A 12,773-nucleotide genomic window follows, 5' to 3' on the forward strand; every position below is an offset into this window, starting at 1 on the left:
CCGACCCCCCGACCCCGCCGAGCCTCTCCGGACCCCGAATCCCCGGACCCCCGGACCCCGTAGGACCGGCCGCCGCGCGGCCCCTCCGCCGTCCCGATTCGCGGCCCCGCGACCCTGCGTGCACTGTGGAACAGGTGAACGCGGATGAGTCGCTGTGGCGCGCGCTGCTGGAGGGGACGGCGGCGGGTGTCGCCGTACTCGGCCCCGACCTGCGCTACCGGTACGTCAATCCGGCGCTCGCCCGGATGAACGGCGTCGAAGCGGCCGCGCACATCGGCAGGACCATCGCCGAGACGGTGCCGGGCGTGGACGTGGGCGAGGGCGTCCTGCGGATGGTGCTCGCCGACGGCACACCGCGCGAGCTGCTCTCCAGCGGCCAGACCCGGGCCGATTCGCCGCACACCACGCGCTACTGGCAGTGCACGTACCACCGGCTCCAGGGCCGGGACGGCGGGGTGGGCGGGATCGGCGCGGTGATCATCGAGGTCAGCGAGGACCACGAGGCGCAGCGCGAGCTGGAACGGGCCAAGGAGCGGCTGCTGCTGCTCGACGCGGCGGCCGTCCGGATCGGCTCCACGCTGGAGATGGACCCGACCTGCCAGGAACTGGCCGACCTGCTGGTCGAGGTGATCGCGGACACCGCCACCGTCGAGGTGCTGGACAGCGGCCCGCGCGCCCGCCGCCGTCCCCCGCCGGACGGCGCGCTGCGGCTGCGCAGGGCCGCGATGGCCGCGCGGCCCGCGCTGCGCGAGCGGGTGCGGATCTTCGGGACGCCGGGGGAGTACGTGGTCTACCAGCGCGGCTCGGCGATCCCGACCTGCCTGGAGACCGGGCGTCCCGTGGTGCAGAATCTGCCGCGCGACGAGGAGATCGCCCACTCCGCGCCGAACGCCGAGCGGGTCGCCGCCTACCGCGCCGCGGGCATCCACTCCGTGCTGGTCGTGCCGCTGAGCGCCCGCGGCGACCGGATCGGCACGGTCACGCTGATCAGGGCCGGGACCTCGCCCGGCTTCGACGACGAGGACACCGCCATCGCCCGCGCGCTGGCCGACCGGGCCGCGATCAGCCTCGACAACGCCCGCCGCTACACCCGCGAGCACGGCATCGCGGTGGAGTTGCAGCGCGCCCTGCTGGCCACGCCCGGCGCCCCGCACCCCGGGGTCGAGGTGGCCACCCGCTATCTTCCGGCGGGCGCAACCGACCTGGTCGGCGGCGACTGGTTCGACACCCTGGCGCTGCCCGGCGGCGTGACGCTGCTGGCCATGGGCGACGTGATGGGGCACGGCGTCGAGGCGGCCGTCGAGATGAGCCACTACCGCTCGATGCTGCGCGTGGTCGCGGGTGAGGGCGACGCGCCGGACCGCGTCCTGCGCCGGATGGACGCGCTGCTGGCCGCCGCGGGCGCCCAGCGGCCGGGCACCTGCCTGCTGGGCCTCGCCGACCCGGCGCGCGGCGGCTGCTTCTTCGCCAGCGCGGGCCACCTCCCGCCCGCCGTCGTCACCCCCGACGGCCGTGTCCGGCTGCTCGCCGTACCGCCGGGACCGCCGCTCGGCGCGGACCTGCGGGGCACGTACGAGACGGTGTACGTGCCGTGGCGCGCGGGGGAGACGCTGCTGCTCTACACCGACGGGCTGGTGGAACGCCGTACCGAGGACATCGACGCCTCGCTCGCCCGGCTGGCCTCGCTCGTCCTCCCGCCCGACGGTGAACCGCTGGACGCGCTCCTGGCCCGGATCGTGCACCGCCTGGCGCCCTCCGCCGCCGAGGACGACGTCGCCCTGCTGGCCGCGCGGGCGCGGCCGTAACCTGGTACGTACGCCATCCGCTGCGTGCGCCCACGTGAGGAGCGAGGTATGACCGACCGCAAACCCGCCGGTGTCTCCTTCGAGACGTGGGTGGACAAGCAGATCCGCGAGGCGGAGCAGCGCGGCGACTTCGCCGAACTGCCGGGCGCGGGAAAGCCGTTGGCCTCGCTGGACACCCCGTATGACGACTTGTGGTGGATCAAGGGCAAGATGCACCGCGAGGGCCTGTCCGCGCTGCCGCCGACGCTCGTGCTGCGCAAGGCGGCGGAGGACGCGACGGCCGCGATAGCGCGGGCGCGCTCCGAACGGCAGGTGCGGCAGATCCTCACCGAGATCAACGACCGCATCCGCGAGGCCCTGCGCCGCCCCCCGGAGGGACCGCCCCTCAACCTCGGCCTGTTCGACGTCGAGAAGGTCGTGGCGGACTGGCACGCGGCGCGGGCCGTCGATACGGGCACGGACGACAGCGCGGATACGGATACGGATACGGGTACGGGTACGGCCGCCGCTAGCGATACCGATACCGATTCCGGCAGGGGCGGGCGGCGGACGGGGTTCGGACGGCTGTTCCGCAGGGACCGTTCCGCCTGATAGGGATGGGCCGTGCGCTTTGACTCCGTGCCGATGCCGCCGACCGTCGAGGTCAGGCCCCGCGACCCGCGCGGCTACCCGGTGCCCGCGATCACCCCGTGGCAGGACGACCAGCCGCAGTTCGCGCTGACCGACTACGACCGCAGCGCCAACTGCGCCCGGCAGCGGCTGTGTTCGGTGTGCGACACGCTGATGCCGCGCGGCCCGGTGTGGCGGGTGGTGGGCGGTTCCGAGAGCGCCGCGATCGGCGAGGCGCTGGCGGCCGGGCGACCGTACCGCAATCTCGCGCCGACCCTCGAAGGGCCCGGCCACCGCGCCTGCATGCTCTACGCCTCGATGGTCTGCCCGTACCTGGCGCGGCCCAACGCGCGGCGCGGCCTGGACGCGCGGAACCCGGACGACATGACCGCTCATGTCGTCCGGGGCGCGGTGCGCGGCACGCTGGGCGCCGTCGTCGGTTTCGCCGACTACGAGTTCGCGGTCACCTCGTCACAGGTGCTGTTCCGCTTCGTCGACGTGGTGGAGTTCCTGCCGCACGACACCGCCGACGCCCACCTGGAGGCGCTGCGGGCCGAGTTGGCTCAGGCGCGGTAGGCCGGGAGCCCGACGTAGTCGGAGACCTTGACCGGCGCCTGCGAGCCGTCCACGGGCAGCCGCACGATGCCGTTGGGCGTACGGGCCACGACCGTCCTGCCGTTCGGCTCGAAGGCGGGCTCGGTGTAGTCGGTGGTCGCCTGCGGGGTCAGGTCCTTGTACACGGGCGCGCCGTCGTGGGGCGTCTCCAGGAACAGGTGGTCGTGGCCCCCGACGGACCGGACGAAGACGATGCCGTCGTCCTCGGTCGGCCCGATGGCGGGCTCGGACCCCGGGGTGAGCGCGTAACCCTGCTGCCGCAGGTAGTCGTCGCGGATGTAGACGTTGCCGTCGCCGGTGTTGGCGTAGACGGCGGTGCCGTACTTCCCCGCCGAGCTGGGCCATACGTTGCCGGTCTGGGGCAGCGGCTTCACGTTCTCGTCCGACTCGTGGTTCAGGCTCAGCACCTTGGGCGTGCCGCCGTGCGCGGTGGCCGGGACGCCGTACAGCCGGGCGGTGCCGCCCCGGCGGCCGGTGAAGAGGATGTTGTCGAGGGCGGGAAGGCCGTTCTGCGGGTCCTTCGCGCGCACCTGCCAGGTCGGGTGCGACCAGTTCTGGTCGCCCGGGTTCCTGGCCACGATCACGCGTCCGCTGCCGTCGGGGTCGCTGACCGCCAGGTCGCCGTCGCCGTCGATGAAGGCGGCCTTCGCGCCGTTCGGCGACCAGGCCAGGTCGCGGACCTCGGTGCCGAAGTCCACCCGGGTGCCGTTCATGACGACATAGCGGGTGCCGTCGCTGATGGTCAGACCGGAGTGCGCGGTGCCGTTGAGCTTGGTGCTGCTGCCCACCGGGCTGGCCCCCGAGCCGTTGGCGCCGTCGTCCCCCGCGTTCTCCCCGGTGCCGCCGCTGCCGCCCTTCCCGCTGGGGGTGGGCTGACCGCTCGCGCCGCTCGTCGCCGAGGGCGCCGGGTCGGAGGCGGTGCCGTCCGTGGGGCCGCAGGCCGACAGGAGCAGGGCGGCACCCGCCGTGATCCCGGCGGTGAGCGCGATGGCGGCGGCGGTGCTGCGACGGCCACGGGCACGAACGGACATATCGGGTTCCCCCCAGGAACGGATGCGGTGCGGCGTTCTCCGGCCGCTCGCGGCGGTGTCCCGCTGTTCCGGCCGGCTCCGGCTGTTCGTGCCGGTGACACAAAGAGTGCTCCCGCAACGTCCGTCTCCTGTGCTGCCGTTGTCACGCCAGTGCAACAGCGGGGGCGCGCGCGGCGGGAGGGCCCGCGGTCCCGCGCCGACCAGGACCGGTACGGTCCGCGTGCCCTGCGGGCGGTTCGCGCGTTGTATCGATCATGAACGTAAGCCGAATCCTCACCACTGCCGCCGCCGGTTCCTTCCTGATCGCGGCGGGCGCCCCCGCCGCCATGGCCGCCGAGCAGTCCGCCGACCTGGGCTCCACCCTGAGCAGCACCGCGATCACCGCGAGCGCCGCGGGCGAGCAGGCCAAGGGCGCCACCGCCAGCGTGCTCGGCGACTACAAGGTCGACCAGAAGGTCCAGGACGTGAAGAACGTCGCCCAGGCGGGCACCGACGCGGTCACCGCCGCCAACGACCTGGTCCACTGACCCGAGCCAAACGCCGTACGCACGGGACGCGTGCGGGCGCGTAGGCACAGACCCACCACACGCAGGGGCGCCCCGCGGGACTTCTCCGGTCCGGCGGGGCGCCCCTGCGCGCGAGTGTCGGGCTCTAACCCTTGAGGGTGCCCACCGGCACCAGGCAGTGCGCGGCGGTGCCCAGGACGTCGGTGTCCCCGGCGAAGCCCTGGAGGGTCTCCTCGGTCACCGGGGTGCCCGGCTTGGCCTCGGGCCACGGGCGGGTGGCGAGGATGAAGTACACCGCGCCCCGGTCCTGCGCCGCGGCCACCCACTGCTCGGGCACCGGGCACGCGGCGTGCAGGTACGGCATCGTCAGCACGGCCTTGCCGCCCTCGACCAGCACCTTCACCGGGACGTTCGGCGCCTGCTTGACGTCGAGGATCGCGCCGCCGACCGGCAGCCCGACCTCCTCCGCGACGGCCAGCGCCGCCTCCTGCCCCGACTCCGGGCCGTCCGGCCCGTCACCGAGCGAATAGGCCATCAGGAACGGCATGTCGCGGCCGTCCTCGTGGTGTTCACCGGCCCACGGAATCACCACGAGGGTGCCGAGTCGGCGCTGGAGGGCGGAATTCAGGGCGGTATTGGTCTGGCTCATGCGCCGGACCCTAACCGCCGGGAGAGCCCGGCCGGGGCGGATATCACCTCCGCGGGCGACCCGAGGCTCCCGGATTCCTCCGTTAGGGGAGAAGTCGGCCGCGCGTACGTACCCTAACGGCCCATCAGGGTGATGTGGATCGGCAGCGGTTGAAAACAGGAAATCCGCAGTTCACACAGTTCGCGCCGCCACCCTCGTGGGCGGCGGCCATTCTCAGCAGTTGCGGTAATACCGTCTGCTTTTCACGGTGGTGGCGTAGCTGTTCACCACCGAAGGGAACTGTTTTCCATGCGTACCCACCGGATCACCGGCGTGGTCGTCGCCTCCGCGCTCGTCGCCACCATCGCCGGCGGCGCGCTCACGACGACCGCCGCTGCCGCCACTCCCGCAGACACCAAGCCCGCGGGCACCGTGACGGCACCGGCCGCGCCGGACGCGACCGCGCTGCTCGCGCAGGCCAAGTCACTGGGAGACGTGGCAGGCGTGCTCACCCCGGTCACGAAACTGGTCCAGGACGTGCTCGCCAAGCCCGGCACCGTCAAGCCCGAGACCATCACCGCCGACGCCGCCGGGGCCAAGTCGGCGATCGACGCGGCGAAGGCCGCCGCGCCGGCCGTCCCCGCCGCTCCCGCCGCCCCTGCGGCTCCCGCTGCCCCGGCGGCTCCCGCGGCTCCTGCCGCCCCGGCTCTTCCCGCCGCTCCCGCCGCCCCCGCGGTGCCGAGCCTCGGCAGCCCCTCGGGCAAGGTCGCCACGCAGCCGTCGGCGAAGCCGTCCGCCACGCGGGACCTGAAGGCCGACGCCCTCACCGCGCTCCAGACGGCCGTCGACAACCTGGTCAAGGCGTCCACGGCCGGTGACCCGGCGGGGCTGCTGACCGCCGCCACGGCCGTCGTCACCGGCCTGGTCAACGTCGTCGTCGCCACCGTCCTCGGCGGTGGCCTGCCGGCGCCGAACCTGCCCGGTCTGCCCGCCCTCCCGTCGCTGCCCGGCGGCCTCCCTTCGGCCCCCGGCCTGCCGCTCTGACCGAGCGCCGGGCGTAGCCGGAGCCGTGGTTCACAGGGTTCCTGAGCGGCGCTTCGAGCCGTGCTCCGGCCGGATGTGACACCCGAAGGGGTGAGCGCGAACCGCGCTCACCCCTTCGGCCTATTTTGATACGCCGTCACCGATTCAGCCCAACATGCGTGACTATTCGTGATCTCCCCCCGTTGCGCACAGCGTCAACGCCGCAGGTATTTGCGGTTGGGTTTCGTCTCAGGGAGATCTTGATGTCGCGTATCGCAAAGGCGGCGGCCGTCACCGCCGCGGCGGGTGCCGTTCTGGCCGCCGGCGCCGGTATGGCTGTTGCCGACTCCGGCGCGCAGGGTGCCGCTGTCGGTTCGCCGGGTGTGCTGTCCGGCAACCTCATCCAGGTGCCCGTGCACGTCCCGGTCAACGTCTGCGGTAACACCGTCGACGTCATCGGCCTGCTGAACCCGGCGTTCGGCAACCAGTGCGCCAACGTCTCCGGGCACGACGGCGGCGAGTGGTAATTCCGCGCCACCGCGGCCTCCCGTCACCTTGTGTGCGGGAGGCCGTTTTCTTTTCCCTCGGCCCGTCACCCTCGGCGCGTTTCCCTCCGCCTGTCACCCGCGGCCCGTCACCTGCGGCCCGTCACCCGCGGCGCGAGCGCGTCAGCTCTCCTCGTAGCGGTAGAACGAGCGGTGGTCGAAGTAGTCCGACGGCTTCTCGTTCCACGGCGGCATCAGCTCGTTGCTGCTGATCACGCGGCCGTGCTCGGGGTCCTTGGCCGACAGCGGCATGGACGGCAGGTACGCCGACTTCGGGTGCAGCCGCTGCCAGCGGATCCACACCAGGTCGAGGAAGGCGTGGTGCATCCAGAACACCGGGTCGTTCGGCGAGGTGCCGCCGATCATGTGGCCGCCGACCCACTGGTGGACCCGGTTGTGCAGGTAGCCGCCCTTGGTGTCGCTGACCGTCCAGCCCTCGATCTTGTTCCTGAAGCCCTTGGTGGACGGGGCGGAGTTCCACGGCGCGACGTCGTAGACCGGCATCGCGAGCGCATTGTCCAGCTCCGCCTTCGTCGGCAGCACGATCGGCCGGTCGGGCCGCCCCATGTTGCGGGTCAGGTACTTCTCCTGCGTGACCCCGTAATTGATCGGCCAGTCGCCGGTCTGGTACGCGAACGGGCCCGTCATCACCTGGCCGTCGCTGTCGCGGCCGTTGCCGCCCATGAAGTCCGGGCCCCACAGAGAAGAGCTCTGCGCGTTGTCGTACGTCCAGTCCCAGTACGGGATGGTGACGCCCGGGTCGAACATCTGGAGATCGGCCTCGAACTGGAGCAGGAACCGGCGGTGCCAGGGGAAGAAGGTCGGCGCCATGTGGGCGACCCGCAGCCCGCTCTCGCCGTCGGCGGCGAAGTACTTGCCGTGCGTGATGACGTACTTGTCGTAGCCGCCCACACGCTTGAGCTCCAGCACGGCCTCGACGAACCGGGAGCGTTGGCTGCTGGTCAGATGCCGCTGATTCATTCGCGTGTACACAGGAACTGACCCCTCGGCGGTCGTACGGCGCTCAGCCGTCAGTGGTGGCGCGTGGTGCCGCGCTCAGTGGTGGCGCTCAGTGCGGGCGCCCGTGGACGGCGCTCAGTGGTGGTGCTCCGCGGTCGTGGACAGCTGGGCGCGGCCGAGCACGTCGACCGCGCCGCGGGCGGTGCCGAGGGCGGTGGGGAAGGGCTGGTAGTGGTTGGCCATGCTGATGAAGCTGCCGTCCACGCGCCGCATCACGTGCAGCGGGCGCCCGTCGATCCGGATGTCGACGCCGCTGTCCCGCGCGGAGCTGAACCCCTGGATGCGGCGCCCGCGGTAGACCTCGTCGAAGAGGGCGGCCCCCGCGCCCGGCACCGGAGCGGGCTCGTACCCGGCGGCGGCGGTGTCGTACCCGGCGGCGGGCTCGGCGACCGCGGTGTCCGACTGCCTCGCGGCCAGCATCGGACGCAGCGCCGCGGTGGTCCCCGATACGGCGGCCACGGTCGTGATGCCGCGCCTGATCAACCGCCGTCGCGTCGCCACCCGGGGTCGTGAGTGTTTTCCGCTGCCGTTCTCGATGGCTTCGCTCATGTCCGACACACTCCTCTCCTCCGGCCGTTTCCGCGGCTCATCATGCCGCCGTAGGGGTGAGTCACCCGGATAATCGGTGGGCGATGCAAGGAATTTCATCCGCCCGAGTGATATCGCGATCGGCCCGGTGCCGGTATTGACGGACCGCCAGGTTGTTTGAGGCCGGGTAGGAACTGTCGTGGGAACCGCTTTTGGTCTACGTCAGGGGGCGCGCTTATTACTCATACGTTATGACTGATCGTTAGGAGTCCGATTTCCGTGCGGTCGCACGGCGGTCACCGCACCACGCACCACGCACAGCGGACAGCGAACGAGGAGTGACCATGGCCAACCGACGCCAGTGGCTGACGGGTGCGGGCGTCGGATTCGTGTCGGCCGCCTTGATCGTGTCAGGACTGTCCGGCATCGCGGGTGACCCGCCGGGCGCGGGCCGCCGCCTGGTCACCGCGCTCGCCGGTGCCGTCGGCGCGGAGGGCGCCACGGGACCGGGCGGCCCGGACGGCGTCAACGGATCGAGCGGCGCCAGCGGATCGAACGGCCCTGAGGGCCCTGACGGCCCTGAGGGCCCTGACGGCTCGAACGGTCCCGCCGGTGCTTCCGGGTCCACGCCCACGCCCCCGCCGCGCGCCTCGTACGCCCCCATGGGCGCCTTCACCGACTCCGGCGCCGAGGGCGTAGCACGGATCGGGGCGCTGGAATCCTGGCTCGGCGGTACGGAGGCGACGGTCGGCCATACGTATCTGCCCGGTGACGACTGGTCCGGCATCGAGGGCAGCGGCGGGCTGCTCCAGCCGTGGGCCGCCTGGAAACGCGCGAAGCCCGACCGGCTCTTCGTCCTCAACGTGCCGATGCAGGAGCACAACGAGGACCGCGTCCCCGACCGCGACGTACGCGAACTGATCCAGGAGGGCGCGCGCGGCGACTTCGACGGCCACTTCACCCGGCTCGCCCACCGGCTGGTCGACCTCGGCGTGCCCGACACCGTGATCGTCCTCGGCTGGGAGATGAACGGCACCACGTACACCCACCGCTGCGGGCCCGACCCGTCCGGCTGGAAGACGTACTGGAACCGGATCGTCAAGGCCATGCGCGCCGTCCCCGGCCAGCGCTTCCGCTTCGACTTCACGCCCAACCGCGGCCAGGACGCCATCGGCTGGACCGAGTGCTACCCCGGTGACGCGACCGTCGACATCGTCGGCATGGACTCCTACGACCAGCCGCCCGGCGAGACCTTCTACGACCAGGTCAACGAGGCGTACGGGCTCCAGGCGCAGGTCGACTTCGCCGACCTGCACGGCAAGGAGATCTCGTACCCGGAGTGGGGCCTGTTCAGGAACGGCGACAACCCCGACTACATGCGGCAGATGCTCCAGTGGATCAACGACCACCAGCCGGTGTACCAGACCATCACCGACTACTGCCCGCACGGCGTGTGGCAGTGCACGGAGAACCCGAAGTCCTCGAAGGTGTATCGCAACGCGCTGTTCGACCTGAAGCCGGCGCCTGCTCCTTCGGAGACGCCGACGCCCACGGATACGCCCACGCCTTCGGAGACTCCGACGCCTACGGAGACCCCGACGCCGACCGGCACTCCGACTCCCACGGACACGCCGACCGTCACGCCGACGCCCACGGATACGCCTACGGTGACGCCGACGCCCACGGATACGCCGACCCCCTCGGTCAGCCCGTCCGCGACGCCGACCGAGACCCCGACGCCTACGGACACGCCCACGGTGACGCCGACGCCGAGCGGCACGCTCACCCCGGAGCCGTCGCTGTCGCCGAGCCCGACTCCGACCGCGCCGACGACGCCCTCGGTGTCGCCGTCCCCCGACCTGTCGCCGAGCCCGGCGGTCAGCCCGAGCGCGAGCCCGACGCCCAGCGTGCTGCCGCCCGTGACGCCGACCCCGGCGCTCACACCCGTGGCCGTACCGACTCTGCTTCCGGCCGTCACGCCGGGCCCGACGCCGGTGCCGCAGGCCGGGCCCTCGCCGCTGCCGCCCGTGGTGGAGGCGTGCCTGCCGCTCCAGCTCAGCGAGGAGATGCAGAAGCAGTACGCCAGCGGTCAGGTCTGCATCAAGCTGCAACCGAAGGCGCCGGGGGAGCAGACGGCGACGCCGACGCCGAGCGCGTCGACACTCGGTTCGCCGACGCCTGGTTCGCCGACGCCGACGCCGACGCCGACCGCGCCGACGTCCGAGTCGCCGACGCCTGAGGTGCCGACTCCGGCCGTGCCGACGACACCGACACCCACGTTGCCGCCGACGGCCACGTCCGCCGTGAAGCCGGAGTCGGTGCAGGAGGCCGCGCCCGCGACGAGCCCGACGCCGCCGGCCGGCTAGCCGCAGGGCGGCTTACGCGCCCTGACGCAGGGCGGCTCAGGCGCCGTGAGCCTTGCCGCCGCGCCTGGCGAGCCGGTCGTTCAGCCCGGCCCGCCAGGCGCGCAGCACCGGCAGGCGGCGCTTGGCGGTCGCGGCCAGGCGGGTGCGGGCGGCGGCCAGGGCGACGCGGCTGTGGAGGACGACGGCCAGCGGGCGGGTGGTCAGCAGCAGGCGGCGGTTGGCGAGGTGGTCGGGGCGCCAGTGGAATTTGTGCGGCTCCGCGCCGCGCAGCAGGCTGAGGGCGGCCCGGCCGCCGTCCTGGGTCTGCCGGACGCCGTGCCGCATCAGCAGCGTCGTGACGTCGACCTTGGTGGTGCGCAGGTCCGGGTGCGCGCCGTAGAGGTAGCCGCCCGCCAGGCTCGGGCAGAGCACGGTGAGATTCGCGGCCACCACCTCGCCGCCGAGGCTGAACTCGGTGACCGCCGCGTCGCCGCTCGCCACCATCAGCCGCGCGGCGCGGGTCAGGTGCTCGGCGAAGCGCGGGCGTACGTGCTCGGGGGTGACCCCTCGGCCCTGCCACTGGAGCAGGTGCAGCCGCAGCATCGTCTCGACGGCGGGCGCCACCTCGTGCGCGCGCACCGCGCGTTCCTCGACGCCCGCCGCGTCCAGCTTGCGCAACTGCGAGCGGATGCGCTGGCCGCGCGAGCTGCCGACCCTCGCGATCAGGCCGTCCATCGGCAGGCCAGGCAGCTCCAGGCAGACCGAGTCCTCCAGGTCCTTGCGCGGGCCGCGCCACGCGCCGTACACCCGCTCGGCCGCCGCGCCCGGCCGTACCTCGCGCAGGTCGATCACCGCCGTCCGTGCCAACCGCCGCAGCGCCCCGGTCAACGCCGCCGCGTACGCCGGATCCGCGTCGTCCACCAGCACGTCCGCGTAGTCCGTGATCGCCCCGCCGAGCGCCACCAGCACCGGCACCGGCCGGTACGTCACCATCAACGGCGCCGCCGCGACCAACTCCTCGCCCCGCCGCACCACCACGACCCGCAGCCGCCCGCGCCTGCCGTACGACAGCCACCACGAATACAGCCACGCGTGACTCTGGAACGGCGTCGCCGCCCCGCACCGCCCGTACAACCGCCCCCACTGCGCGGCCATCCCCCCGAACGCCTCGCCGTCCCGGCACACCTCCACCCTGAGCCCGCCCCCGTCCCCGTCCGGTGCGCCGATGTCGGCGCCGGGGGCGTTTCGCGGTTCGGATACGCGTCCGGCCGCGTTGCCGCCCGTGCTGCCGGTGGTCGCTCGCGGTGCCTGCGCTGGCGCGGGCGCAGCCATCGGGGTCGTCGCAGGCCCGGAGGTGGGCGGGGTCTTCGGGGGGGTCTCGGGCGTGGGCCGGGGGTGGGCGGCGGGGGTGGTCATACGGATTCCCTGGGGATCGCTGTCGGGGCGTGGCCCGGGGTGGGGGCCGGGAGGGAGGCGCCGTAGGCGGGCTCGCGGCGGGAGCGGGGGCGGACCAGGAGGAAGAGGGCGCCGAGCAGGCCGCCCGCGCTCGCGCCGACCGCCGCGGACAGGGCGGTGGAGGGCGAGGAGGGAGAGGTCGGGGCGGTGGCGGGGGAGAAGACCAGCAGGCGGACGCCGGTGCTGCCGGCGTTGCGGTTGCCGGTCGCGGCCAGCGAATCGGCCACGGCGTTGGCGACCTTCGCGGCGGTCGCCCCGCGCCGGGCCGTCCCCGTGATCGAGATCATCGGCGCGTCGGGCGAGGTCGCGGCCTGCACGCTGCCCTTGAGGTCGTCCACCGCCATCCCGGACGCGGCCTGCGCCCCCGCGAGCACCGCGGAACCGGTGACGACCCGCCCGTACGCCTGCGCGAAACCGGTGGTGGTCGTCGCGTCGCCGTGCTGCGGCACCACGATGACGTAGCTGGTGGCGGCGTACTGCGGGGCCGCCGTCAGGCCGTAACCGAGGCCGCCCGCGAGGCCGATGCCCAAACACAGGGGCAGCGGCAGCCAGCGCGGCGGCGTCCGCCACGAAGCGCGGCGCCCGCGCCCCTGCCTGCCCGCGGGGGCGCGGCCCTCGTCGCGGATCGCGGCCTTCTCCTGCACTGCGGTGTCCTGCATGAGC

General features: G+C 73.2%; 11 protein-coding genes and 2 pseudogenes. 7 read left to right on the top strand and 6 right to left on the bottom strand.

The genetic code is table 11. The features are described from left to right. The first annotated feature begins 134 nt into the window (after positions 1–134). The 3 genes and pseudogenes from ACIO6U_RS12835 to ACIO6U_RS12845 all read left to right on the top strand — a co-directional run bounded on the left by ACIO6U_RS12835 (position 135) and on the right by ACIO6U_RS12845 (position 2,990). Complete coding sequence (locus tag ACIO6U_RS12835) at positions 135–1,805, top strand: SpoIIE family protein phosphatase (protein ID WP_355336514.1); 1,671 nt, start codon at positions 135–137, stop codon at positions 1,803–1,805. A 48-nt stretch (positions 1,806–1,853) separates the two neighbouring features. Beyond that, positions 1,854–2,246, top strand: a pseudogene (locus ACIO6U_RS12840) (DUF1992 domain-containing protein); the annotation flags it as partial. Between the two features lie 162 nt (positions 2,247–2,408). After that, positions 2,409–2,990 carry a hypothetical protein gene (locus tag ACIO6U_RS12845; RefSeq protein ID WP_355336513.1) on the top strand — a complete coding sequence of 194 codons (582 nt, stop codon included), beginning with the start codon at positions 2,409–2,411 and terminating at the stop codon, positions 2,988–2,990. Here ACIO6U_RS12845 and ACIO6U_RS12850 read toward each other — a convergent pair. Beyond that, complete coding sequence (locus ACIO6U_RS12850; protein ID WP_401718225.1) at positions 2,978–4,060, bottom strand: hypothetical protein; 1,083 nt, start codon at positions 4,058–4,060, stop codon at positions 2,978–2,980. The genes ACIO6U_RS12845 and ACIO6U_RS12850 overlap by 13 nt on opposite strands. Positions 4,061–4,314: 254 nt before the next feature. Here ACIO6U_RS12850 and ACIO6U_RS12855 point away from each other — a divergent pair, with 254 nt between their 5' ends. Further along, positions 4,315–4,587 (top strand): hypothetical protein, encoded by a 273-nt coding sequence (locus ACIO6U_RS12855; protein WP_188284469.1) that lies wholly within the window; start codon positions 4,315–4,317, stop codon positions 4,585–4,587. A 124-nt stretch (positions 4,588–4,711) separates the two neighbouring features. On the opposite strand, the gene ACIO6U_RS12860 is transcribed toward ACIO6U_RS12855, so the two are convergent. After that, positions 4,712–5,215: a DUF5949 family protein gene (locus ACIO6U_RS12860; protein WP_355336511.1), complete on the bottom strand. Its 504-nt coding sequence runs from the start codon at positions 5,213–5,215 to the stop codon at positions 4,712–4,714. A 288-nt stretch (positions 5,216–5,503) separates the two neighbouring features. Between ACIO6U_RS12860 and ACIO6U_RS12865 the strand changes: the two genes are divergently transcribed. Both ACIO6U_RS12865 and ACIO6U_RS12870 read left to right on the top strand, forming a co-directional pair. Then, the gene (locus tag ACIO6U_RS12865) at positions 5,504–6,238 is read left to right on the top strand and encodes a hypothetical protein (protein WP_355336510.1); all 735 of its coding nucleotides are present in this window, start codon (positions 5,504–5,506) and stop codon (positions 6,236–6,238) included. A gap of 242 nt (positions 6,239–6,480) precedes the next feature. Beyond that, positions 6,481–6,744 (top strand): chaplin, encoded by a 264-nt coding sequence (locus ACIO6U_RS12870; RefSeq protein ID WP_188284466.1) that lies wholly within the window; start codon positions 6,481–6,483, stop codon positions 6,742–6,744. 141 nt (positions 6,745–6,885) lie between these two features. Here the strand turns inward: ACIO6U_RS12870 and ACIO6U_RS12875 are convergent, their stop codons facing one another. Both ACIO6U_RS12875 and ACIO6U_RS12880 read right to left on the bottom strand, forming a co-directional pair. Next, complete coding sequence (locus ACIO6U_RS12875) at positions 6,886–7,755, bottom strand: tyrosinase family protein (protein WP_355336509.1); 870 nt, start codon at positions 7,753–7,755, stop codon at positions 6,886–6,888. Between the two features lie 102 nt (positions 7,756–7,857). After that, on the bottom strand, positions 7,858–8,331 hold the full coding sequence (locus tag ACIO6U_RS12880; protein WP_391042324.1) for a tyrosinase family oxidase copper chaperone: 474 nt from the start codon (positions 8,329–8,331) through the stop codon (positions 7,858–7,860). 386 nt (positions 8,332–8,717) lie between these two features. On the opposite strand from ACIO6U_RS12880, the pseudogene ACIO6U_RS12885 reads away from it, so the two are divergent. Next, positions 8,718–9,992 (top strand): annotated as a pseudogene (locus ACIO6U_RS12885) (glycosyl hydrolase); the annotation flags it as partial. Positions 9,993–10,712: 720 nt separating this feature from the next. On the opposite strand, the gene ACIO6U_RS12890 reads toward ACIO6U_RS12885, so the two are convergent. Beyond that, positions 10,713–11,810 carry a GNAT family N-acetyltransferase gene (locus ACIO6U_RS12890; RefSeq protein WP_401718230.1) on the bottom strand — a complete coding sequence of 366 codons (1,098 nt, stop codon included), beginning with the start codon at positions 11,808–11,810 and terminating at the stop codon, positions 10,713–10,715. 257 nt (positions 11,811–12,067) lie between these two features. Further along, the gene (locus ACIO6U_RS12895) at positions 12,068–12,769 is read right to left on the bottom strand and encodes a lipopolysaccharide biosynthesis protein (protein WP_355336506.1); all 702 of its coding nucleotides are present in this window, start codon (positions 12,767–12,769) and stop codon (positions 12,068–12,070) included. Positions 12,770–12,773: the final 4 nt, after the last annotated feature.

It is taken from the genome of Streptomyces sp. NPDC087422 (assembly GCF_044744145.1).
Classification (GTDB): domain Bacteria; phylum Actinomycetota; class Actinomycetes; order Streptomycetales; family Streptomycetaceae; genus Actinacidiphila.